Here is a 23586-nt window from a genome sequence, read left to right as displayed (position 1 = left end):
GATGCCAAAGTGTCAAGTTGGCCCGCTGGCCGTCGGAGAGCCCAATGAACGCGCTTGACAAGTTTGTTCTTGGCATACCAAATACCAAAATAGGTCGTTGAGATCATATTGTTGCCGCCGACGTCATTTGGCGGTGACAGCTGGCTTGATCCGGCGCTCGCCCGAGCGGAATCCGTAAGCGGTTTCGTGTTGGAGATACCAGGACGTGGAATTGAAGCGCTCGGGAACGACCGTCCCACGACCCGTGCGCTATCCAGGTTTTCAAAAAATGGACGCGACAGGAGGAAACAATGGCTCATTCACAAGACGCAGCCCGTAAAGTTGATTTCGGACAGCAGGCAAAAGCCGAAGTCCGGAAAATTCTGGATACGGTGAAGGCGGACAAGCGCAACAGCCTCACAGCGCCGGAAGGCAAGTTGGTCTGCGACGCCTACGGAATTCCGGTTCCGAAGGAAGGTGTGGCCAAGTCCGCTGCGGATGCGGCAAAGTTGGCGACCGGTATGGGCTTCCCGGTGGTGATGAAGATCGTCTCCCCCGACATCCTCCACAAGACCGAAGCCGGCGGCGTGATCGTTGGCGTCAAAACCGCGGCCGAGGCTGAAAAGGCCTACGACACCATTCTGGCGAACGCCAAGAAATACAAGGCCGATGCCAAGATCGAAGGCATCCAGGTTCAGCAGATGTTGTTGGGCGGCACAGAAGTCATCGTCGGCTCGATTACCGACGGCTCGTTCGGAAAGCTGGTGGCGTTTGGCCTCGGCGGCGTTCTCGTTGAAGTGCTGAAGGACGTCACCTTCCGCCTTGCACCTGCGACCAATGCCGATGCGCTGTCGATGCTCGACGGCATCCAGGCCCACGAAATGCTGAACGGCGTCCGCGGCGGCGATCCTGTCAACCGCGAAGCCCTCGCGGAGATCATCGTCAACGTCTCGCAGCTTGTCAGCGATTTCCCCGAGATCGTCGAACTGGACCTGAACCCGGTCTTCGCGACGAAGAAAGACGCGATTGCCGCCGACGTGCGTATCGTCGTCGACTTCGACTACAAGCCGAAGCCCGCGCCGCGCTCGAACGAAGAAATCGTCACCGCGATGAACCGCATCATGATGCCGAAGGCCGTGGCCGTGATTGGCGCTTCGGCGGAAGCCGGCAAGATCGGCAACTCGGTGATGAAGAACCTTATCAACGGCGGCTATAAAGGCCAGATCTATCCGATCCATCCGAAGGCCGATGAGATCATGGGTATCAAGGCTTACAAAAGCGTCAAGGACGTGCCGGGCGTTATCGACACCGCCGTGTTCGCGATTCCAGCGAAACTCGTTGCCGCAGCCCTCACCGAATGCGGCGAGAAGAAAATCCCGGGCGCTGTCCTGATCCCGTCGGGTTTCGCCGAAGCCAACGAGCCCGCGCTGCAGGAGGAAATCGTCGAGATCGGTAAGAAGTACAATGTGCGTCTTATGGGGCCGAATATCTACGGCTTCTACTATACGCCAGCCAATCTCTGCGCGACCTTCTGCACCGCCTATGACGTCAAGGGGTCGGCGGCGCTGTCGTCGCAGTCCGGCGGCATTGGCATGGCGATCATCGGCTTCTCGCGTTCCGCCAAGATGGGCGTGTCCGCCATCGTCGGTCTCGGCAACAAGTCGGACATCGACGAGGACGATCTGCTCGCCTTCTTCGAACAGGACCCGAACACCACGATCATCGCGCAGCATTGCGAAGATCTGAAGGACGGCCGCGCCTTCGCGGAAGCCGCCAAGCGCGTCTCCAAGAAGAAGCCGGTCGTCGTTCTCAAGGCGGGCCGCACCTCCGCGGGCGCAAAGGCCGCGTCGTCGCACACCGGCGCGCTTGCCGGTAACGACAAGATCTACGAGGATGTGCTCAAGCAGTCGGGCGTGATCCGCGCCCGTTCGCTGCGGCAGCTTCTCGAGTTCGCGCGCGGCATCCCCGTGCTGCCGACGCCGAAGGGCGAAAACGTGCTCATCATCACGGGTGCAGGCGGCTCCGGCGTGCTGCTGTCAGACGCGGTTGTCGATAATGGCCTATCGCTGATGGCGATGCCGCCGGATCTCGATACTGCGTTCCGCAAGTTCATCCCGCCATTCGGCGCGGCTGGTAATCCGGTGGACATCACCGGCGGCGAACCGCCGATCACCTACGTCAACACCGTGAAGCTCGGCCTCACCGACGACCGCATCCACGCGCTGATCCTCGGCTACTGGCACACTATCGTTACCCCGCCGATGGTGTTCGCCAAAAATATGGTCGAAGTGAAGAATGAGATGAAGGCGAAGGGCATCGACAAGCCGATGGTTGCCTCGCTAGCCGGCGACGTCGAGGTCGAGGAAGCCGCCGAATATCTCTACCAGAACGGCATCCCGGCCTACGCCTACTCGACCGAGCTTCCCGTGGAAGTGCTCGGCGCGAAGTACAAGTGGGCGCGCGGCGCGGGCCTGCTGTAATCCATAAACGGGTGCCGCCCTCACCGGCGGCGCCCTCGTTCGTTGTAGACAAAGAATCTCCAAGCCGGCGCAAAGCAACCTTCACCACGTCCGCGGGAGTTGGTAGCGATGAAAAAAGACCCCATCCGCCGAAGGCGCGTCGAGCCACGCTCCGCGCAGGACCCTGAGACAGATGCGAAAGATAGCGGCGTGCAGTCTGTCGATCGTGCAATGCTGCTGATCGAAACGCTGGCCGAGGACGATGACGGCTATCGTCTGACCGACCTCGCGATCCGCACGGGCCTCTCGCCATCGACCATCCATCGCCTGCTGACGACACTGGAGAAGCGGCGCTTCGTGCAGTTCGACCGCGAACAATCCATCTGGCATATCGGCGCGCAAAGTTTCGCAGTGGGCGCAACGTTCGCCCGCCGCCGCAACTTCGTGACACAAGCGATGCCGTATTTGCGCAAGTTGCGCGACCAAACGCGAGAGACCGCGAATCTGGCAGTCGTGGACGACGGTGCGATGGTAATCCTGACCCGTGTCGAGAGCCGCGAAATCATGCGTTCCGTGACCAAGGTCGGCGGCCGCGCGCCAATGGTGGCATCGGGACTCGGGAAAGCGTTCCTCTCCACCTACACAGAGGAAGATGTATTCGCCATCATTCGTCGCGAAGGCATGCCGCGCCTGACCTCGAAGTCCATCGTCCGCGCCGGCGATCTGTGCAAGTCCCTTCACGACATTCGTGAACGTGGCTATTCGGTCGACGATGAAGAGGCCCAGGTCGGCATGCGCTGTGTCTCCGCCGTGGTGTACGACGATCGCAGCGAGCCGCTCGCGGCGATTTCGGTATCGGGCAAGGCGTCCCGCGTTCCCGACGATCGTTTGCCGGTGCTCGGAAAATTCGTGCAGGAGGTTGCGGTCGAGATGACTCATGCGCTCGGCGGGACGATGCCGGACGCTGCAAAAACCTCCTGACGCCTTTCATCCCGGCGTTGGGCTAATCGCCTGTTCTACCGTAGATTTTATCGACGCTTCCGCCAAGCGGAAAACAAAATCACTTACATTGAGAACACCCGTCCCCACCGTGATGATCGCTCCGAACCATTAATCGGAGGCTGACATGGCGAAAATGCGAGCAATCGATGCCGCGGTGCGCATTCTGGAAAAGGAAGGCGTCGTCTGCGCATTCGGCGTTCCGGGTGCCGCGATAAATCCGTTGTATTCGGCGCTGAAGAAGCGCGGATCGATCAATCATATTCTAGCGCGTCACGTTGAGGGCGCCTCGCACATGGCCGAAGGTTACACTCGCGCCAAGGCGGGCAACATCGGCGTCTGCATCGGCACCTCCGGTCCGGCCGGTACCGACATGATCACCGGTCTGTATTCCGCCATCGCGGATTCGATCCCGATCCTCTGCATCACTGGACAAGCTCCTCGGGCGCGGCTGTACAAAGAGGACTTTCAGGCGATCGATATTGAATCCATCGCCAAGCCGGTGACGAAATGGGCGGTTACCGTCCGCGAGCCGGCACTGGTGCCGCGCGTCTTCAGTCAGGCATTCCACATCATGCGCTCGGGTCGTCCCGGCCCCGTGCTGATCGACCTGCCGTTGGACGTCCAACTCGCCGAGATCGAGTTCGACGACGAAACCTATGAGCCGCTTGCAATCTACAAGCCGACTGCTACGCGCAAACAGATCGAGAAAGCGTTCGAAATGCTCAATGCCGCGGAGCGGCCGCTGATCGTCGCCGGCGGGGGCGTCATCAATGCCGATGCGTCCGACCTTCTCGTGGCGTTTGCCGAGATCGTCAATGTTCCGGTGGTGCCGACGCTGATGGGCTGGGGCGCGATCCCGGACGATCATGTCCTGATGGCCGGAATGGTCGGCCTTCAAACCAGCCACCGCTACGGCAATGCCACCATGCTCGAATCCGATTTCGTGCTCGGCATCGGCAACCGCTGGGCCAATCGCCACACCGGCTCGGTCGAAACTTACACCAAGGGCCGTACCTTCGTGCATGTCGACATCGAGCCCACCCAGATCGGCCGCGTGTTCAATCCGGATTTCGGCATCGTCTCCGACGCGAAAGCAGCACTCGAACTGTTCGTCACGGTGGCCAAGGAATGGCGCAAGGCTGGCAAGTTGAAAGAGCGCCAGGCATGGCCCGCAGCGTGTCAGGATCGCAAGCGCATGATGCTGCGCAAAAGTCACTTCGACAACGTGCCGATCAAGCCGCAGCGCGTCTATGAGGAGATGAGCAAGGCGTTCGGCCGCGACACCTGCTATGTCAGCGTCATCGGTCTTTCGCAGATTGCAGGAGCGCAGTTCCTGGGCGTCTACAGGCCACGCAACTGGATCAACGCCGGTCAGGCCGGGCCGCTGGGCTGGACCCTCCCCGCAGCACTTGGCGTTCGCGCCGCCGATCCAAGCCGCGAGATCGTCGCGCTCTCGGGCGACTACGATTTCCAATTCTTGATCGAGGAGCTTGCGGTCGGCGCGCAGTTCAAGCTGCCCTATATCCACGTCGTCGTGAACAACTCGTATCTGGGTCTGATCCGTCAAGCGCAGCGCGGCTTCGACATGGATTACCACGTGCAATTGTCGTTCGATAACATCAATGCGCCCGAGCTCGGCGTCTACGGCGTCGATCATGTCGCAGTCTCCGAAGGCCTCGGCTGCAAGGCGATTCGTGTCACCCATCCGGATGATGCACAAGCCGCATTCGCAACGGCGCGCGAGATGATGGCGGAATACAGCGTTCCCGTCGTCGTCGAATTCATTCTCGAACGTGTCACCAATATCGCGATGGGAACGGAGATCGACAACATTGTGGAATTTGAAGAGGTGCTGGACCTTCCGTTGGACGACACACCCACCGGTCCGGAAAAGACGCCTCGCGGCAAGCTGCTGCCGGTCTGAACCCGTCATGCATCGCAGAACAACAAGAAGAGGACATTTCCACTGTGCCGAAATTCGCTGCCAACCTGACGATGCTATTCAACGAGTTGCCGTTTCTCGATCGCTTCGCGGCAGCCAAGGCCGCAGGCTTCAGCGGGGTCGAGTATCTGTTCCCCTACGACTTTGAAAAAGGCGTGCTTGGCGAGCGTTTGCAGCAGCATGGACTGACTCAAGTCCTGCACAATCTGCCCGCCGGCAACTGGAGCGCAGGCGAGCGGGGCATCGCGATTTTTTCAGATCGCATCGATGAATTTCGCGACGGCGTTCATCGCGCCGTCGAGTATGCGAAGGCGCTGGACTGCCGTCAGGTCAATTGCCTTGCCGGGATTGCGCCGGCAGGTGCCGATCCCTTAGAGCTTCGTAACGTTCTGGTCGAAAATCTCCGCTATGCGTCGGATGCCCTCGCCAAACAGCACATCAAGCTGCTGATCGAGCCGATCAACACCCGCGATATTCCGGGTTTCTTCCTCACCGAAACCGAACAGGCCAATCAGATTATTTCCGAAGTTGGCTCCGAAAACCTCTTCATTCAGTATGACATCTATCACATGCAGATCATGGAGGGCGATCTCGCTTCCACCATGAAAAAGCATCTCGACCGCATCGCACACATCCAAGTGGCCGACAATCCGGGTCGGGGCGAGCCCGGTACCGGCGAAATCAACTGTCCCTTTCTCTTTCGCACCCTCGACGAGATCGGCTATCGTGGCTGGATCGGCTGCGAATACAAGCCGAAGACCACCACCATCGAAGGTCTCGGCTGGTACGCGCCGCATACGGTCGACGCGTAATTAAAAAAAGAAGGGAAGGAAAAATGACCGATATCGGTTTCATCGGGCTTGGAATCATGGGACGACCCATGGCGGGTCACCTGCAAACCGCGGGTCATCGCCTGCATGTGCTGGAGACATCGGCCGCCGCGAAGGATCTTGTCGCTGCTGGTGCAATTGCATGCAAGTCCGGCAAAGAGATCGCCGAAAAATCCAGCGTCGTCATCGTCATGGTGCCGGATACGCCCGACGTCGAGTCCGTATTGTTCAAGGCTGGCGGGGTTGCGGAAGGATTGTCGACGGGCAAGACCGTTGTCGACATGAGTTCGATCTCGCCCATCGCCACCAAGGAGTTTGCAAAGCAGATCAACGCGCTCGGTGCCGACTATCTCGATGCCCCGGTCTCCGGCGGCGAAGTCGGTGCCAAGGCGGCCTCGCTGACCATTATGGTGGGTGGTCCGCAGAAAGCATTCGATGCGGTGAAGCCGCTGTTCGAGAAGATGGGCAAGAACATCACACTGATCGGCGGCAACGGCGACGGACAGACCACAAAGGTTGCCAACCAGATTATCGTCGCACTGACCATCGAGGCTGTCGCCGAAGGCCTGTTGTTCGCTTCAAAAGCCGGTGCAGATCCAGCACTGGTACGTCAGGCGCTCATGGGGGGCCTCGCCACCTCGCGCATCCTCGAACTGCATGGCGAGCGCATGATTAAGCGGACGTTCAATCCGGGCTTCCGGATCGAACTGCACCAGAAAGACCTTAACCTCGCATTGGAGGGTGCGCGAGCGCTTGGCCTGTCGTTGCCGAGTACATCGATGGCACAGCAGCTCTTTAACTCGTGCACGGCGCAGGGAGGGAAAGCGTGGGATCACTCCGCCATGGTGAAGGCGCTGGAAACCATGGCCAACCACGAGGTGGCGAAAGCCTGACGTCGAAACAAATCACGATGTGATTGCCTCGAAGCGGAACGTCACGGCGGTCATCATCTGCTTATCAAATTGTTCACGGCGGGCTCGGCAGTCCCACCGTGATCTATACCTTGTTCTTGCGACGACGTCCCAGAAGGGGCTTCGATCAATTCACCATTCGACAAATTGGCCCTTGGCTGCCTCCGAATTTCCGGCTTGAATTGATCGGTTGGCAATAGACGGGAGAACGACCATGGCCGTGACCGCACCGCCTTTCATCGAGATGCTTCGGAAATTCGGCTCCGATCTCAACCTGCCAAGGCTCCAGATCGACAAGGTCATTGAGAGCCATCGCAAAAATATCGAAGCCATCGGAAGTTCGGCGGGAGCGTTGTCCGAAGGTGCCAAATCGATCGCGGAAAAGCAGCGGGAGGTTCTTGAGAGCATGCTCCGCGAGGCGTCCACTATGGTTCGGGATTTCAAGCCGGACGGTGGGGTAGCCACAATCATTCCTCGCCAGGTTGAATTTGCCAGGAAGGCCTTCGACTTTACCGTTCAGAACGCCCGCGAAATTGCCGAATTGGCCAATAAATCGACGGCGGAGGCACTAAAGATTCTGCAGGACCGCATGCAAACCGGCCTGACAGAAATCCGCGAGAGCGTCGCAAAGGGATCATCGGAAGACCGCCCCTGATGTGAAAGCATTGCATCGGACAACTCTCACGATCCTGCCAGGTGTGCGGTTGCCGCCCTGTAATCCGCATCCTGCGGAAGCCTTCCTCCAACGCACTCACCGGCTCATCGACAGCCCACCCCAGGCGCCAAAAAGCGAAAGCCGGAGCTATCGAAATAGCTCCGGCAAACCGCCTGATCGAACTGTCCGCTGCTTGTTATTTTTTGTTGGAATAAAGGTCGGCCCAGATCATGGTGCCGGCGAAGAACGCGAACAAAAGAACTACAGGAATCATGGCGATGATGGTGTCAGTCGGCATTGTCCTCTCCAGTGCTATGGAGAGACCTCTATCGTCGCGCGAAAATCAAGTATTTGACCTCGATCAATGCAAATCGGCTAGGGGGAGATTCAGGCCGCAGTGAGTTCGTCGAGTCGCTCGCTGCTGAGCAGCCGGACGCCATCGGGGACTAACAGGATGGTCTTCTCCCGGGCCAGCTTGGTGAGAGTCCGGCTGACTGTCTCGATGGTCAGCCCGAGATAGTCGGCAATGTCCTGTCGCCCCATCGGCAAAGGAACGGTAACGGACATCGGACCGAGCCTTGCGTACCGTGCCTGCAGACTGACAAGGAACGCGGCAACCTTCTCTTCCGCAGTCTTCCGTCCGAGCAGGAGCATCTGATCCTGCGCAAGGCTGAGTTCATGTCCGGCAAACTCATGCAGCCTGCGCAACAAATGCGGCTTGCCATCTATATAGGACAGGAAGGATGACCGCATAAAACGGCAAACCTTTACTGGCGTAATCGCTTCAGCCGTCACACCATAGCGATCCATCAGGGCAAGCCCGAGAAAATCGCCAGGCAATGCAAAACCCATGATCTGACGCCGGCCGTCGGGCAGCGACTTGTAGAGGCGAACGACCCCCTCGGTGACATTAAACACGTTACTGGCAAGCGTGCCCTGATCGAACAGCATAGATTTCGGCGCAAAGATCGTGACCTGGCTGATCCGCTCAAGCGCTTCGAGTTCCTGCGGTTCGAGAACGCCACAGACGCTGACCCCGCGAACCGTGCAGTCGGCGCACACGGTATTTCCGCTATGATTGCATTGGCGGCTTCCCGGTGCCGTGCATTGCTCAGACATGTCCCTCATGCCGCCTGTCGTGATCCGAGCCTTTATATATAGGCGGGAACTGGTGAGCTTTTGATCCAGATCAAGACCATGAACTGTGACTCACATCAATAGAGGGCCAGTGTCCCGGTGCCCGATTCAACAATCTATGTCCTCCGGCTGGCCTTTAATTTTACCCCGCCTAAGAAGTAGGACCGCAGAGCCCATGCCGAAGCTGACGGTCTGCTCATCTTTTTGGCATCGATCGCTATCGTTGCCGGTCTGTTCCATATCGGATGGGAGGAGATCTTGTTTCCCGCCTTCGCCAAGTTAGATGGCGGGTCGGCCCGATTCAAAATCGAGCGTAGGAAAAGCTACCGCCTCGCTGCCAACGAGTCTCGAAGACATGATCTTCGTCAAACCAGAATTCGGTGGGCAAACTATGTTTATATGCACTTTGCCGTGCCTGCCGTGAGGCGGCTCCGATCCTGGATGTGGTGCTTGGATCGCAGCTATCGGACCACCTCAGCCGAGGGCATAGAGACGGCGTCCGTAGACGGACGGCGCGGAAATGGAGTATCCGATGAGTTGCTGCGCACCTAGCGCTGAACTTGCTCTCGCGACGATTGATCCGCACATCGCGGATGAAGAGATGTTGCTCGCGAGCCGGATCGTCGACAACGGCATCCGCCAGACCGATCTTTCCGTGCCGTCAATTCACTGCGGCGGTTGCATTCAGGCCATCGAGGCGGCGCTCGGCGCGCTTCCGGGCGTTGAGCGGGCCCGCGTCAACCTGTCAACCAGACGCGTTGCGATTCGCTGGGAAGCCGAGAAACCGCCGCCGCCATTCATCGCGACCCTCGATAAAATCGGCTATCACGCCCACCTCAGTGACCTCGGTTCGGACCTCAAGGACGAAACGCTGACGGAGTTGATACGCGCGCTCGCGGTTGCCGGCTTTGCCGCCAGCAATATCATGATGTTGTCGGTGTCGGTCTGGGCTGGTGCCGAGCCGGCCACACGCGATTTGTTTCATTGGCTTTCGGCGTTGATCGCCTGTCCGGCGCTGATCTACTCGGGCCGCATATTCTTTCAATCCGCGTGGCATAGCCTGCGTCATGGCCAGACCAACATGGACGTTCCGATTTCGATCGGCGTTCTGCTCGCATTCGGGATGAGCCTTTACGAGACAATGCATCAGGGAGTGCATGCGTATTTCGATGCGTCTATCACTCTGCTGTTCTTCCTCCTGATCGGCCGAACGCTCGATCACATGATGCGGGAGCGCGCACGAACCGCGGTAAAGGGATTGGCACGCCTCGCCGCCCGCGGCGCGCTCGTCGTGCATGACGACGGAACTCACAGCTATCTGCCGGTCGGGGAAATTCAGCCTGGCATGACAATTCTCCTGCCCGCAGGCGAGCGCGTTCCGGTCGACGCCGAAGTCATGCAGGGGCAATCCGAAATCGACTGCGCTCTCGTGAGCGGCGAAAGCCTGCCGCGGCCAGCCGTAGCAGGTTCGGCACTTTCTGCCGGCACATTGAACCTGACCGGCCCGTTGACCATTGTTGCGACAGCGGCAGCAAAGGATTCGTTCCTCGCGGAAATGGTGCGAATGATGGAAGCGGCCGAAGCCGGCCGTTCGGTCTATCGGCGCATCGCCGACCGCGCGGCACGTCTGTATGCACCTGTGGTGCATCTCACCGCATTTCTGACGTTCATGGGCTGGATGATCGCCACTGGAGACGCGCATCGCGCCGTGACCATTGCCATCGCGGTCCTCATTATCACCTGCCCCTGCGCGCTCGGTCTTGCCGTCCCCATGGTCCAGGTTGTCGCCGCCCGCCGCCTGTTCGAGAATGGCATCATGATCAAGGACGGCGGCGCGCTGGAGCGCCTCGCCGAAATCGATACCGTGGTTTTCGACAAGACAGGCACATTGACCCTCGATCGCCTGAAACTCGCGAGCCGCGATCGAATCGACCCCTCGGCACTAACCGTCGCGGCCTCAATCGCAGCGCACTCCCGCCATCCCTACTCGCGAGCCCTTGCCGCCGCCGGCCGGGACAAGGGTCTTGCGCCCTTAGTTTTGACCGACATCTCGGAGACTCCCGGAGCCGGACTGGAAGCACATATCGACGGAACCGTGTACCGGCTGGGACGGCCCGATTGGACTCTGAGCGATGCGTCCACAGATGCTGCTGGCGCCGGCGTCGTTCTGTCGGAAGGAGGGCAACTACGCGCCGCTTTCCATTTTGAGAGCGAGCTACGGCCGGATGTGCAGCAGAGCATTGCCGAGGTTTCGTCTCAAGGGTGCGGCGTCGAGATCATGTCCGGGGACCGTGACGAACCTGTCCGCCGTCTTTCCGCCGCGCTTGATGTCCCCTACCTCGCAGGCGTTTCGCCCGCAGGAAAAACCCAGCATATCGCGGAATTGACCGCCTCTGGCCGTCGTGTGCTGATGGTCGGCGATGGCCTGAACGACACGCCAGCGCTTGCTGCGGCGCATGCCTCGATGGCGCCGGCCTCCGCCGCCGATGTGAGCCGAAGCGCCGCCGATCTAGTGTTCCTGCGCAACAGCTTAACGGCGGTGCCGCAAGCCATCGTCGTCGCACGCAATGCGAGCCAGCTTGTGCGGCAAAATCTTATTCTTGCCGTAGGCTACAATGCGATTGCCGTTCCGATTGCGATCCTCGGGCATGTCACGCCGCTGATCGCCGCTGTGGCGATGTCGGCGTCTTCCATCATCGTGATCGCCAACGCGTTGCGCCTGACGGGACCACGCCCGGGCAAGAAATTCCGGACGGACGATTCCCTCCCGCAAAATTCCCTACGCTCGCTTCGCGTGGAGGAGGCCAGATGACGGATTTTCTCTTGGATCCAATCCCGCGTGGGCTTAGCCTTGGCGCAGCCCATTCATATGATTGCTCGAAGGCCGCCACCCGGAACAGTAACGCGAATTTTGTCTAGAGCGACGGCGACCCAGAATCGTTAAGTATGTCTGTCTCGCTTGCCGCTTTAACTACGCAGTCCCGGCGCCTCGTGGCCTGTGCGCGCAACATATTCCGTATAGCCGCCACCGTACTGATGAATGCCTTCGGGCGTCACTTCCAGCACGCGATTGGACAGCGCTGCGAGAAAATGCCGATCGTGCGAGACGAACAGCATGGTGCCCTCATACTGCGACAGCGCGGTGATAAGCATCTCTTTCGTCGCCATGTCGAGGTGGTTGGTTGGCTCGTCAAGCACCAGAAAATTCGGCGGATCGAACAGCATCTTGGCCATCACCAGCCGGGCTTTCTCACCACCCGACAGAACGCGGCACCTCTTCTCCACATCGTCGCCGGAAAATCCAAAGCAGCCGGCCAGCGCTCGCAGCGAGCCTTGCCCCGCCTGTGGAAATGAATATTCCAACTCTTCGAACACCGTGCGTTCGCCATCCAGCAGATCCATGGCGTGTTGCGCGAAGTAACCCATCTTCACGCTCCCTCCCAAGGCCACCGTGCCATCGTCCGGCTCCGCGGAGCCAGTCACAAGCTTCAACAGTGTGGATTTCCCTGCTCCGTTGATGCCCATGACGCACCAGCGCTCCCTGCGGCGCACCGAGAAATCCAGTCCTTCGTAGATTCTGCGCTTGCCGTAGCCTTTGTGAATGTTCTTCAGACTTACGACATCCTCGCCGGAGCGCGGAGCCGGTTGAAATTCAAAGGACACGGCTTGCCGGCGCTTTGGCGGTTCGACCCGCTCGATCTTGTCGAGCTTCTTCACCCGGCTTTGCACCTGCGCGGCATGAGACGCACGCGCCTTAAAACGTTCGATAAACTTGATCTCCTTGGCGAGCATCGCCTGTTGACGCTCGAACTGGGCCTGCTGCTGCTTCTCTGCCAACACACGCTGCTGCTCATAAAACTCGTAGTTGCCCGAGTACGACGTCAGCGCGCCGCCGTCGATCTCCACCACCTTGTTGATGATGCGGTTCATGAATTCGCGGTCGTGCGACGTCATGAGCAACAGGCCGTCATAGCTCTTGAGAAATTCCTCCAGCCAGATGAGACTCTCCAGATCGAGATGGTTGCTCGGCTCGTCGAGCAGCATTGCGTCGGGGCGCATGAGCAGGATTCGGGCGAGCGCCACGCGCATTTTCCAGCCGCCGGACAACGCGCCGACGTCACCGTCCATCATCTCCTGAGTGAAACTCAGGCCGGCAAGGACCTCACGTGCGCGGCCTTCAAGCGCATAGCCGTCCAACTCCTCGAAACGCGCCTGCACTTCACCATAGCGAGTGATGATATCATCCATGTCCGCCCGGTCGGGATCACCCATGGCAGTCTCCAGTTCCTTCAGTTCGGCTGCCACGGTGCTCACGGGGCCGGCCCCCTCCATCACTTCGGACACGGCGCTGCGGCCCGACATCTCGCCGACATCCTGACTAAAGTAGCCGATGGTCACACCGCGATCGACGGACACCTGGCCCTCATCAGGGAGTTCCTGGCCGGTGACCATACGAAAGAGTGTTGTCTTGCCCGATCCATTGGGACCAACGAGGCCGATCTTCTCTCCCTTCTGGAGGGCCGCGGACGCTTCGATAAAAAGGATCTGATGGCCGTTCTGCTTGCTGATGTTGTCGAGACGAATCATGTGCTCACAAGGCTGGAAGACTGAAAAATGTTGCGCTGTCTTTATGCCATGTGAGCACCTCGCGAAAGGCATTTCGATCAGCAAAACAGGCCATTTTTCCCGCTTGCAAGGCGGAAATTGTCACCTTGATCTGCCTTAAATCCCAGAATGACAAACCGGCACACCGCGCATTTCGCGCCCATGCAAACCCCGCAGATCTTGACCAATTCGGCCAACGACATTGATGGCCTGAGCCATAACGCCACAGTCTTACCGGGCGTTAAAACAAACTCATATCCGCTCAAGGAGAGTTTGCGATGGACTTCGAGCTATCAAAGGAACAACGGGAAATTCAGGGCCGCGCGGGCGCCTTCGTCGAGGAGGTTTGTCGGCCACTGGAAGCGACCTGGGGTGTCAGTGACTACGAGGTCCCTCACGATGTCTTCATGAACGTGGTCCGGAAATTCCGTGAGTACGGATTTCGCGGACTGGCCGTTCCCAAGGAAGCCGGCGGTCAAGGACTGGGCACGGTCGCCAAATGTCTGGTCTACGAAGAAATCGTCAAATCGCCGGTTATGCATGGCCTTCTGGCGACATGGTCCGGATTTCTCGATCCGCATCCCGCGCTTCATGATGCACCGGAATGGCAAAAAGAGACCTATCTCTATCCCATCCTGAAGGAAGACAAATTCTACCACATCAATATATCGGAGCCAGGAGCCGGCTCCGATGCCGCCGGAATCGCCACGACCGCCGTGCGGGATGGCGACACCTACATTATCAATGGCATCAAGCGCTGGGCGCCGCCGCCCAACCATCCCGGCATTACCCCGAAGTATCTGCTTTGTTACGCCGTCACCGACGCATCAAAAGGCTACGAGGGAATCAGCCTGTTCCTCGTGGACTATCCAAATCCGGGTGTGAAGGTTCTGCGCGAATACGAAACAATGGCGCCCGGCACCTATCTCGGACGCAGTTGCGATTACGAATACAAAAATTGCGTTGTCCCGGCGAAGAACCTGCTGGGTCATGAAGGCATGGGCTTTCGCTATATGATGGACCAGCTGAACCGAAACCGGACAGTGATTGGCGCACGGCTGGGCGGAACGGCGCGATGGGCGCAGGCACAGGCAGTGAAGCGAGCGAAAGAGCGTATCACCTTCGGCGAACCATTAGCCGAACGTCAAGCTGTACAGTGGATGCTTGCAGAGTCCGAGATGGACGTCGAGCAGATTCGCTTGATGGCCTACAAGACGGCTTGGATGCTTGATAAAGGCTTGGACGCCCGCAAGGAAGCCGCGATGGTGAAATGTTTCGCGCCAGTCGCAGCTTGCCGCGTGATCGATCGGGCTATCCAGATTCACGGCGGTCTGGGTGTGTTGAAGGAAAACCGCTTTGGCCAGCTCTATTTCCAGTCGCGCATCGCCCAGATTGCCGAGGGCTCGACGGAGGTCATGAAAATGACCATTGCCCGCGAAGCATTGCGATCTTACGCATAACAACCTCATCCTCACACGGTAAAAAAAGCCCCCGGATTGCATCCGGGGCTTCTGCTTATCCCTCGTATCGGCCGGAGCCATGCAGAATCATTTCTCGGCGTCGATCACTCCGCCCACTGGGACCCACTTCACGCCGTCGAACTGCATGATCTGTTCCTGCGTCATCGGCGTAAAGCGTGTCGCACTGGTGTTCAGCAAAATACCGGGCAGCATGATGGGAAGGAGCAGATCCTTGATGCTTGCCGCCTGCTTCATCAGATTTTCCCGGGTTAGATCGCTTCCGCACTTCTCCAGCACGTGGATAAATGTCTGAGCCGTTGCATAGCCGAACACGTGATAGGTCTCGGACGGGTTACTGTCGGGCATATATTTCTTCATGAACGCCAGATACGCCTTCATTCCTTCGTCATCCCTCCACGCAGGATCGTTCGGGTCCTTGCGAAAGGCCACAGTGATGACGCCCTTTGAATTTTCCAGGCCTGCCGGTATCAGTACGCTGGCCAGCGAACCGGACGCATCGCTCAGCAGATGCAGAGCATCCCACTTGATTTCAGCCATTTTCTTGATGGCCTGGGCTGAAAATTTCGGGGTCGACAGATTGAGAAAAACATCCGCGCCGGTGGCTTTCAGAACCAGAATTTGAGAATCGATGGTCGGCTCAGCCAGTTCGTAGCTGATTTCCTTGACGATCATCGAGGCAGCCTTGGCTCCCAATCCGTCGCGGAATCCTTTCGCATAGTCTTTGCCGAAATCATCGTTCTGATAGAGGATGGCGACCTTTGAGTTCGGCCGCTCCTTGAGAACGTATTTAGCATAGATCACGCCTTTGGCGTGGTTGTTGGGTTGCCATCCCATCGACCAGGGATAAGTCTCCGGCTGCGAGATTCGATCAGCGCCGGTCCCCAGGAACAATCCGGGCACTTTCTTGACGTTCAGGTATTTCTGGATGGCGAAATTCGTCGGAGAACCGAAGGTGCCAACGATGGCCAGCACCTCTTCGCTCTCAACCAGTCGGCGCGTCTGCTCCACGGCCTTCGGCGGGCTGTAGCCGTCATCGAGAGAGACGAGATTGATCTTGCGTCCATTGACTCCGCCCTCGGCGTTGACCTTCTCGAAATACGCAGCCATCGACTTGCCGATCGCGGCAAAGCTCGAAGCCGGGCCGCTGTACGGCATGGTCTGCCCGATCTTGACCTCTGTGTCCGTGACGCCGGGGCCGTAGTTCTTGGTCTGCGCGAGCGTCCCGCTTGCCAGCATCAGGCTGAAGACGGCCGTCCCCCCGATTGTTACGATTGCCTTCATGGTCTCTCCTTGGACTACTGTTAGAGGCCTCCGCATCGTGCTCCCTTTTTATCGTGAAGCTTGCGAGCGCGGCCCGCTGAAATTTCAGACTGTTTCGAGATAGCGCTTCTTCAACACATGCTTGAAAAGCTTGCCGTTATCGTGCCGCGGCATATCGGTCTCGAAATCTATCGAACGTGGGCATTTCACGTTCGACATTCCCGACCGGCAGAATTCGATCAGTTCGGCTGCAAGTTCCAGCGAGGCCTTTGCGGGGTTTTTGAGTTGCACAACGGCTTTGACTTCCTCACCGAACTCCAGGTTCGGGATGCCGAACACGCCCACGTCCTGCACATCGGGATGCAGCGAGAGGCGATTTTCGATCTCCGCCGGATAGATATTGACCCCACCCGAAATAATCATGTGGGAACGCCGGTCGGTCAGATAGAGATATCCATCCCTGTCGAGGAAACCGACATCGCCGATCGTGCTCCATCCCTTGTCGTTGCGCGATCGCGCGGTCTTTTCCGGGTCATTGTGATAGGAAAATTCAGGGCCCTCGAAATAGACATCGCCTGTTTCGCCCGGACCGAGTTCATTTTGGTCTTCGTCGAGAATATGAAGCGTACCAACAACAGCCCGGCCGACGGACCCTTTATGCGTCAGCCAGTCTGCTGCGGAAATGCATGTGACCCCATTTCGCTCGGAACCTGCATAATATTCCCAGACAATGGGGCCCCACCATGCAATCATACGCTCCTTGATCTCTACGGGACATGGCGCCGCCGCATGAATGGCGCACTGATGCGACGAAAGATTGTATTTGGCGCGAATATCTTCCGGCAGCGCCAGCATCCGGAAGAACATGGTCGGCACCCACTGGCTGTGCGTCACCCCATACCTTTCGATCGCGGCGAGAGCGGCCTCGGGCCCAAACTTCGGCATCACAATGACCGTGCCGCCGCAGTCGAGGGCGCGCTGCGTGAACCGGAGGGGCGCCCCATGATAAAGTGGCGCGGGCGACAGATAGACGGTCTCGGAATCGAACTTGAAGTTGTCGCGGACCCAGTCGCCTGACGATCGAAACTGCTGGGCATTGGCAAACAAGGGCTGTTTGATACCCTTAGGTCTTCCTGTCGTGCCTGACGAATAGAAGAAATCCTTTCCGACCGGGCCTTCGGGAATTTCCAGATAACGATCGAACTTCGCCAGTTCGCGTTTGTAGTCGAGACAGCTCGCGACCGACCCGCCAAGAATGAAAACCGAGCAGTTTGCCGGATTGTCCTGCGCGAGGGCGCCAATGACGTCGGCATATTTTTCTGTCGTAAAGAACGCCTTCGCACCGCTGTCACGGATAATGAAGGCTGCCTCGTCCGGCTTCAAATGCGTACTGATCGGTGTGTAGTAGACGCCGTGACGCATTGCGCCCCACACAAGTTCAAAATAGGCAAGATCGTTGTCGAGCATGATGGCGATGCCGTCACCGCTCGACAATCCCATCCACATCAGCAATTGCGCCACGGAATTCGCACGCTGATCGAGAGCGGCAAAGGTCATTTGCTCCTCCGTCCCGGCGACAAGACAGGCTGTCTTATCTGGAAATTTGTCGGCCCAAGCGCGCAGAGTTGTCATTTCGATCCCACGGATGGAACAGCTATTGCTGCTGTCAATGACCGCGGAGTATCGAAGCCCTGTCTGCTTCGCGGTATGACCGCGAATGACAAAATCGTTGACGTTTATGGACGGCTGAGGACCGAGCCTTAGGTTTTCGCGATCTGCCGGTATTCGCCGGGGGCATGTCCGGTCCAGCGCTTGAATGCACGATGGAATGTGCTGACTTCTGAAAAGCCCAGAGACATCCCGATCTCCTCAAGCGATAGCCGTGATTTTTGCAAAAGATGAATGGCGACGTCCCGCCGCACCCTATCCTTCAGCTCTTGGAATCCGCAGTTGTTGTCATCCTGAAGACGCCGCCTCAAGGTCTGCGGTGATACGTTCAATTTCTCCGCGACATCCTCCAAGGAGAGAACTTTCGTGAGATTGCGCCTGAGAATGCCGCGAACGCGCTCTGAAAAGGAGGTTTCGTCGCGATACCGCACCAGTAGCACGCTTGGGACCGATGCCAGAAAGCGCCCTAAGCGCTCTTCATCCGGGATGATCGGAAGATCGAGAAGCGACGCTTCAAACCGCAATTCGGTCCGCGGCTGATCGTGGAGGATTGGCGCTTCGTATACCGGCTCCAGCTCCGAACTTAGGGGAAGTTGCGGAAATTTATAGTGGACCGTAGTCAGCGGCAGCTTGCGCCCGACCAGCCAGCACATAAGGCCATAGACAAAAAAGATCGCGGCGCCGTTGATCATCCGTTGCCGGTCTTTGTCCGCAATGTCGTCGTTGATCCATACGCAGGCTTCCTGAGAGTCGGCCTGAAACCGAAGCGTAAAATCATCGACCACGAGGTGGTAGAAATGACAGCCCGTGCGAAGCGCCTCGCGCAGATTGCTGCATCGCACAAGCAGCTTGCACATGGTCCGGAACGTTCCGGGCTTGATCGGCCGACGACCCAAGGCCCAGGCTTCATCCCGCGTGACACGGGTCAGATGTGAAATCAGCCGGGCGAACTGCTGCTGCGACAACCTGCTGTTCGGGGTTGCAAGAATCTTCGGGTCAATTCCGGCGCGAGCGACAATGGCTTCAATATCGTATCCGCCCTGCCGCACGCCGCTCAGCACCAGGTTCAGATACCCCGCGTCAATAATTGATCGCGCAGGTCCATTCCCCTGACTGCGCAGGGGCAAATGATCGATCGGTTTGGCGATTGCTCTCATCGGCGGAAGACTAACATGAAGTTGGCGTGATCGTCATGGCACAGGATGCCAATCCGTTTGAGTGATTGCGCCATTTCGCTTGAGCGAAGGTTATCGCTTCACTTGACAACCGCTGACGACCCGGACCGGCGAACGGAGCAAGACCCACCATCATGCAGGCACTATTGAGCAGGTGCCCCGGCGGCCCTGAAACCTTGCTTCTTGAAGATGTCCCTGACCCACAGATGGGATCCGGGCAGATTCTGATTTCAATTGCCGCCTGCGGTGTCAATTTTCCGGACCTCTTACTCATCCAGGATCTCTATCAAGCTAAACCTCCACGGCCATTCGCCCCTGGCGCGGAAGTAGCAGGCGTCGTGACCGACGTTGGACGCGATGTCCAGGGTTTCAAGGTCGGCGACCGCGTCATCGGACGATGTGGCTGGGGAGGAATGGCTGAAAAGATCGCTCTTGAACCGGAGAGATGCACCCATATTCCGAAGTCGATGCCGTTCGAACACGCCGCAGCTTTTCTCTTCACCCATGCAACTTCTTACTACGCGCTCGTTACGAGAGCGCAACTCCGGCCGGGTGAGACTGTTCTGGTGCTCGGCGCGGCAGGAGGTGTTGGTATCGCTGCGGTCCAGATCGCGAAAGCGCTCGGCGCCCGCGTTATTGCTGCTGTATCCTCCGAAGACAAGCTGGCGTTCGCGCGCGCACACGGTGCCGATGACGGCCTGATCTACTCTTCTGCAATGGACACGTCGGATGCGCGTGACTTCTCGCGTTCGCTGAAGACAATTGTGGGATCGAACGGCGCGAATGTAGTGTTTGATCCAGTCGGAGGGCCGATCTCCGAGCCGGCGTTGCGTGTGACGGTGGAAGGCGGGCGCTATCTAGTCTTGGGATTTACGGCAGGTATTCCACGTGTCCCGCTTAATCTTCCACTCCTGAAGTCATGCGATATTCTTGGCGTCAATTGGCGGACGCTGGTACTTTCACATCCGGAAATAAATGAGGCAAATCAGCAGGAGCTGTTCAGGCTGTACAATCGTGGACTCATAGCGCCGATCGTCACAGAAACATTTCCATTGGAACTGGCAGCCGACGCGATCTCCAAGTTGCAAAATCGCGGCGCCATGGGAAAAATGGTCATCAAAGTCGCCTTGCTTTGATAGCGGATCGATGTCTTCTCCCCTTTCAATCAGGCAATTAACTTCGTTACCAGCATTCTCCTAAGCCGCGTCATACGACGCATCTCACAAAGAGTGTGGCGGGCAACCTCCAAGTGAAGTTTCTTGCGTCGGGGCGCGGCAACAGTCGCACCTCGATTATTTCATCTGCGACGACGAGCGAGCTCCAAGCCTTTCGCAGCTGCACCGGCAACATGAAACGCGGCTTCCATGCCGCGGACCAGTGAACCTGCGTCTTCGCCGAGTATCCGCATCACAAGACCGGCGCCGTTTGGAGCTCTTGAAGCCCCCGCCAGGCATCCCTGAGCGGCAACTGTTCTTTCAAGTACGGAGATGCTCGGCAGCCGCTCCGGCGGAGCGATCAGCGTGAGCGTCGCGGCAGCTTTTCTGCCGCCAAGCGCACCGCCCGCGGGCCGCAGCTCCTTGCCTGCCAAGCAGCCGTTATCGACCACCAGCAACTTTCCATCGGGGCGTACAACCCTGAGCGTGGTTTCGAAGCGCGAAAAGGACCTCCCTTCGCCGACGGGATCGTGAACCGTAAAGCCATCGATCAAAAGCAGAACAGCGTCGTCCGCTACGCTCGCAATCGTCTTGACGGCGAGATGGGCGCCAGGGAAGAGGATATAGGGATCGTTTACGAATGAGCAGAACGCACCGATACCCACATCAAGCATTTGGTGCATGATGGAGCCATCCTCGCGGCCGTGGTGGACAACCGTGGAGGATTGTGAAGTCAGGCTCAGCGATGCACCGCTGCGCACAGCGATATTGAGATGAAGCCGGTCACCCGCATAGAGTCCGCCGGATGCAGATTGTAGATAAAGCGTCAGAAGATCGGGAACCGCCCGATCCATATAAAAGCCACGCGTGATGTGGAGCGGGTAGTCCATGTGCTGCCGGCGAATGACAGTGCGCCCGCCGGCAAAATCGGCCTCCAGCCGACTCCAAGTTTCACGACCCGGATGCGGTATGGAAAAGGACTGCGGCAGCAATTGCATCGACAACAGCCTTTATACCTTCGCCCGAACGGGCATTCGTCGCGATCACCGGGTGGCCCTTGCGGACCGCATTGGCCTCTTCAAGCATCGATGACAGATTGACGCCAACATACGGCGCAAGATCGGTCTTGTTGACGATGAGCAGATCGCTGCGCAAGAGACCGGGGCCGCGCTTGCGTGGAATATCGTCACCGCCCGCAACATCGATCACGAACATCCACCAATCCACGAGGTCGAGTGAAAACGTGGAAGCTAGGTTGTCCCCGCCAGATTCAAACAGGATCAATTCAAGTCCGGGAAACCGAGCTTCAAGATCGTCACCCGCGGCAATATTCAGGCTCGGATCTTCCCGGATCACCGTGTGCGGGCAGGCCCCCGCCTCCACCGCGGAGACGCGCGCCGGTTCGATCAATCCCGACCGGCGAAGACGCTCCGCGTCCTCCTTGGTGACCAGATCATTGGTGACAACCGCAAAATCGATACCACGCGCCTGCAACTCAGGAATCAAAGCCTCTATCAGGGCCGTCTTGCCGGAACCGACTGGACCGCCGATTCCGACTCGCGCAGCCGTGGTGACCGCCTTGCTGTTTGACTCTTTCGCAAGCGAATGAAGCATCGATCACCTCAACATATAGCGGCGTGCCAGCGGCAATTCCCTTGCCGGTTCGCAGGTCGCAAGCGTGCCGTCAACGAACACGTCGAAGGTTTCCGGATCAACCGTCACCTTTGGACAAGCATCGTTCCAGAGCATGTCTCGTTTCGTCAGCTTCCGCGTCCCTCGCACAGGCAACAGCGATTTGTTCAAATCAAGCTCTCCGGCAAGACCGCGATCAATTGCAAGCGGATGCACGAAACACGCAGAGAGCGCGGCGGGCGCGCGGCCAAAAGAACCCCATTGAGGCCGCATCAAGATCGGTTCGCAGGTCATCAGTGAAGCCGCGCTGTCGCCCATGGCTCCCCAAGCGATGAAACCTCCCTTGATCACCAGCTCCGGCTTGATGCCGAAGAACGCGGGTCGCCACACCACGATATCAGCGAGCTTGCCATCTTCCAGCGACCCTACATGATCGGCAATGCCAAATGTTCTTGCGGCATTGATCGTGTATTTCGCGATGTAGCGCAGAATACGCGCGTTGTCACCCATCCCAGGCTTATCGTCGGGAAGCGGACCACGCTGATCTTTCATCTTGGACGCGAGCTGCCAGGTCCGGCAGATCACTTCGTGAATGCGCCCCATACCCTGGCTGTCGGACCCAAGCATCGAGATCGCACCGATGTCATGCAGAACGTCCTCCGCCGCGATGGTCTGCGCGCGAATCCGGCTCTCGGCAAAGGCGACATCCTCCGGAATTGCAGGATTGAGATGGTGGCACACCATCGTCATATCGAGATGTTCATCGAACGTATTCACCGTGTAGGGATTTGTCGGATTCGTCGACGACGGAAGGCAATGCATTTCACCCGCAACGCGGATGATATCCGGTGCATGGCCGCCACCTGCTCCTTCGGTGTGATACATGTGAATGGTGCGACCGCCGATCGCCTCCAGCGTGTTCTCGACGAATCCGGATTCGTTCAGTGTATCGGTATGAATCTGCACCTGGAAATCGTATTCATCGGCAACACGCAGGCAGGTATCGATAGCCGCAGGCATCGAGCCCCAGTCCTCGTGAAGCTTCAATCCCATCACACCGGTTTCAAGTTGCTCGACCATCGGCGCGGCGCGATGCGCATTGCCGCGACCGAGAAAACCGAAATTCATCGGCCACGCTTCGGCCGCCTGAAGCATTTTTCCGGTGTTGAACGGCCCGCCGGAATCGATGCCCACGGTGATGGGCCCGAGCGATCCGCCGATCATGGTGGTGATACCGCTGGCCAGAGCGTGCTCGACAAGACCCGCGCTGTCGAAATGGACGTGAACGTCAATCGCACCCGGCGTGGCGATCAGGCCCTCACAATCGCGCACGGTCGTCCCGGTCGAAACGACGAGCTTCGGATCCACATTGTCCATGATCGCAGGATTGCCAGCCTTGCCGAAGGCGACGATGCGGCCATTGCGGATGCCGAGATCGCCCTTCACGATCCCGCGGACGGGATCGATCAGCAGAACATTGCAAAGCAGAAAGTCGAGCGCACCTTCAGCGCTTGTAATACCTGCCATTCCGATGCCGTCGCGCAACGTCTTGCCGCCGCCATGCAGACATTCGTCGCCATAAACCGCGTGATCCTTTTCAACCACGGCAATCAAAGAGGTATCGCCGAGGCGCACGGAATCCCCCGTCGTCGGCCCATACAGCGCAGCGTAGTCCTTCCGATCGATTGCAACCACG

At 58.4% G+C, this 23586-nt stretch carries 17 protein-coding genes; 9 read left to right on the top strand and 8 right to left on the bottom strand.

Translation table 11 applies throughout. The annotated features are described in order from the left end of the window. Positions 1–290 precede the first annotated feature (290 nt). The 6 genes from LVY71_RS06865 (at position 291) to LVY71_RS06840 (ending at position 7778) form a co-directional block, all read left to right on the top strand. Positions 291–2459, top strand: coding sequence for an acetate--CoA ligase family protein (locus tag LVY71_RS06865; RefSeq protein ID WP_235099058.1), 2169 nt, complete (start codon positions 291–293; stop codon positions 2457–2459). Positions 2460–2567: 108 nt separating this feature from the next. After that, complete coding sequence (locus LVY71_RS06860) at positions 2568–3419, top strand: IclR family transcriptional regulator (RefSeq protein WP_235099057.1); 852 nt, start codon at positions 2568–2570, stop codon at positions 3417–3419. A gap of 145 nt (positions 3420–3564) precedes the next feature. Further along, the gene (gcl, locus tag LVY71_RS06855) at positions 3565–5364 is read left to right on the top strand and encodes a glyoxylate carboligase (protein ID WP_235099056.1); all 1800 of its coding nucleotides are present in this window, start codon (positions 3565–3567) and stop codon (positions 5362–5364) included. A gap of 44 nt (positions 5365–5408) precedes the next feature. Continuing rightward, positions 5409–6194 carry a hydroxypyruvate isomerase gene (gene hyi / locus LVY71_RS06850; protein ID WP_235099055.1) on the top strand — a complete coding sequence of 262 codons (786 nt, stop codon included), beginning with the start codon at positions 5409–5411 and terminating at the stop codon, positions 6192–6194. Positions 6195–6217: 23 nt separating this feature from the next. After that, positions 6218–7105 (top strand): 2-hydroxy-3-oxopropionate reductase, encoded by an 888-nt coding sequence (locus LVY71_RS06845; RefSeq protein WP_235099054.1) that lies wholly within the window; start codon positions 6218–6220, stop codon positions 7103–7105. Positions 7106–7337: 232 nt separating this feature from the next. Beyond that, positions 7338–7778: a phasin family protein gene (locus LVY71_RS06840; protein ID WP_235099053.1), complete on the top strand. Its 441-nt coding sequence runs from the start codon at positions 7338–7340 to the stop codon at positions 7776–7778. Positions 7779–8165: 387 nt separating this feature from the next. On the opposite strand, the gene LVY71_RS06835 is transcribed toward LVY71_RS06840, so the two are convergent. After that, positions 8166–8906, bottom strand: coding sequence for a cyclic nucleotide-binding domain-containing protein (locus LVY71_RS06835; protein ID WP_502797537.1), 741 nt, complete (start codon positions 8904–8906; stop codon positions 8166–8168). A gap of 541 nt (positions 8907–9447) precedes the next feature. Between LVY71_RS06835 and LVY71_RS06830 the strand changes: the two genes are divergently transcribed. Beyond that, positions 9448–11727 (top strand): cation-translocating P-type ATPase, encoded by a 2280-nt coding sequence (locus LVY71_RS06830; protein WP_235099052.1) that lies wholly within the window; start codon positions 9448–9450, stop codon positions 11725–11727. 155 nt (positions 11728–11882) lie between these two features. On the opposite strand, the gene LVY71_RS06825 is transcribed toward LVY71_RS06830, so the two are convergent. Beyond that, on the bottom strand, positions 11883–13502 hold the full coding sequence (locus LVY71_RS06825; protein ID WP_235100035.1) for an ABC-F family ATP-binding cassette domain-containing protein: 1620 nt from the start codon (positions 13500–13502) through the stop codon (positions 11883–11885). A gap of 296 nt (positions 13503–13798) precedes the next feature. Here LVY71_RS06825 and LVY71_RS06820 point away from each other — a divergent pair, with 296 nt between their 5' ends. Next, positions 13799–14980: an acyl-CoA dehydrogenase family protein gene (locus tag LVY71_RS06820; RefSeq protein WP_235099051.1), complete on the top strand. Its 1182-nt coding sequence runs from the start codon at positions 13799–13801 to the stop codon at positions 14978–14980. Between the two features lie 87 nt (positions 14981–15067). On the opposite strand, the gene LVY71_RS06815 is transcribed toward LVY71_RS06820, so the two are convergent. The 3 genes from LVY71_RS06815 to LVY71_RS06805 all read right to left on the bottom strand — a co-directional run bounded on the left by LVY71_RS06815 (position 15068) and on the right by LVY71_RS06805 (position 19086). Next, positions 15068–16282: an ABC transporter substrate-binding protein gene (locus LVY71_RS06815; protein ID WP_235099050.1), complete on the bottom strand. Its 1215-nt coding sequence runs from the start codon at positions 16280–16282 to the stop codon at positions 15068–15070. Between the two features lie 84 nt (positions 16283–16366). Beyond that, on the bottom strand, positions 16367–17893 hold the full coding sequence (locus tag LVY71_RS06810; RefSeq protein WP_235099049.1) for an acyl-CoA synthetase: 1527 nt from the start codon (positions 17891–17893) through the stop codon (positions 16367–16369). A 128-nt stretch (positions 17894–18021) separates the two neighbouring features. Next, the gene (locus LVY71_RS06805; RefSeq protein WP_235099048.1) at positions 18022–19086 is read right to left on the bottom strand and encodes an AraC family transcriptional regulator; all 1065 of its coding nucleotides are present in this window, start codon (positions 19084–19086) and stop codon (positions 18022–18024) included. A 152-nt stretch (positions 19087–19238) separates the two neighbouring features. Here LVY71_RS06805 and LVY71_RS06800 point away from each other — a divergent pair, with 152 nt between their 5' ends. After that, a complete protein-coding gene (locus LVY71_RS06800; protein ID WP_235099047.1) occupies positions 19239–20240 on the top strand; it encodes an NADPH:quinone oxidoreductase family protein in 1002 nt (333 codons plus the stop codon). A 161-nt stretch (positions 20241–20401) separates the two neighbouring features. On the opposite strand, the gene LVY71_RS06795 is transcribed toward LVY71_RS06800, so the two are convergent. Genes LVY71_RS06795 through ureC form a run of 3 tightly spaced genes read right to left on the bottom strand, consistent with a single transcriptional unit; the run spans position 20402 to position 23585 of the window. Continuing rightward, positions 20402–21256 (bottom strand): urease accessory protein UreD, encoded by an 855-nt coding sequence (locus tag LVY71_RS06795; RefSeq protein WP_235099046.1) that lies wholly within the window; start codon positions 21254–21256, stop codon positions 20402–20404. Further along, the gene (gene ureG / locus LVY71_RS06790; RefSeq protein ID WP_235099045.1) at positions 21210–21872 is read right to left on the bottom strand and encodes an urease accessory protein UreG; all 663 of its coding nucleotides are present in this window, start codon (positions 21870–21872) and stop codon (positions 21210–21212) included. Before ureG ends, LVY71_RS06795 begins: the two co-directional genes overlap by 47 nt. 3 nt (positions 21873–21875) lie before the next feature. Then, positions 21876–23585 carry an urease subunit alpha gene (gene ureC, locus LVY71_RS06785; RefSeq protein WP_235099044.1) on the bottom strand — a complete coding sequence of 570 codons (1710 nt, stop codon included), beginning with the start codon at positions 23583–23585 and terminating at the stop codon, positions 21876–21878. Position 23586 lies beyond the last annotated feature (1 nt).

Source organism: Bradyrhizobium sp. G127, assembly GCF_021502575.1.
GTDB lineage: Bacteria > Pseudomonadota > Alphaproteobacteria > Rhizobiales > Xanthobacteraceae > Afipia.
Note: the sequence above shows the minus strand (reverse complement) of the source record. Positions and strands in the feature narration are given on the sequence as shown.

Excerpts from the sequence above, each read along its gene's own strand:
- LVY71_RS06820 (WP_235099051.1), top strand. The coding sequence starts at position 13,799 with ATGGACTTCGAGCTATCAAAGGAACAACGGGAAATTCAGGGCCGCGCG.
- LVY71_RS06845 (WP_235099054.1), top strand. The coding sequence starts at position 6,218 with ATGACCGATATCGGTTTCATCGGGCTTGGAATCATGGGACGACCCATG.
- ureG (WP_235099045.1), bottom strand. The coding sequence starts at position 21,872 with ATGCTTCATTCGCTTGCGAAAGAGTCAAACAGCAAGGCGGTCACCACG.
- LVY71_RS06835 (WP_502797537.1), bottom strand. The coding sequence starts at position 8,906 with ATGAGGGACATGTCTGAGCAATGCACGGCACCGGGAAGCCGCCAATGC.
- LVY71_RS06865 (WP_235099058.1), top strand. The coding sequence starts at position 291 with ATGGCTCATTCACAAGACGCAGCCCGTAAAGTTGATTTCGGACAGCAG.
- LVY71_RS06795 (WP_235099046.1), bottom strand. The coding sequence starts at position 21,256 with ATGCAATTGCTGCCGCAGTCCTTTTCCATACCGCATCCGGGTCGTGAA.
- LVY71_RS06805 (WP_235099048.1), bottom strand. The coding sequence starts at position 19,086 with ATGAGAGCAATCGCCAAACCGATCGATCATTTGCCCCTGCGCAGTCAG.
- gcl (WP_235099056.1), top strand. The coding sequence starts at position 3,565 with ATGGCGAAAATGCGAGCAATCGATGCCGCGGTGCGCATTCTGGAAAAG.
- LVY71_RS06840 (WP_235099053.1), top strand. The coding sequence starts at position 7,338 with ATGGCCGTGACCGCACCGCCTTTCATCGAGATGCTTCGGAAATTCGGC.
- LVY71_RS06810 (WP_235099049.1), bottom strand. The coding sequence starts at position 17,893 with ATGACAACTCTGCGCGCTTGGGCCGACAAATTTCCAGATAAGACAGCC.
- LVY71_RS06860 (WP_235099057.1), top strand. The coding sequence starts at position 2,568 with ATGAAAAAAGACCCCATCCGCCGAAGGCGCGTCGAGCCACGCTCCGCG.
- LVY71_RS06825 (WP_235100035.1), bottom strand. The coding sequence starts at position 13,502 with ATGATTCGTCTCGACAACATCAGCAAGCAGAACGGCCATCAGATCCTT.
- LVY71_RS06800 (WP_235099047.1), top strand. The coding sequence starts at position 19,239 with ATGCAGGCACTATTGAGCAGGTGCCCCGGCGGCCCTGAAACCTTGCTT.
- LVY71_RS06830 (WP_235099052.1), top strand. The coding sequence starts at position 9,448 with ATGAGTTGCTGCGCACCTAGCGCTGAACTTGCTCTCGCGACGATTGAT.
- LVY71_RS06815 (WP_235099050.1), bottom strand. The coding sequence starts at position 16,282 with ATGAAGGCAATCGTAACAATCGGGGGGACGGCCGTCTTCAGCCTGATG.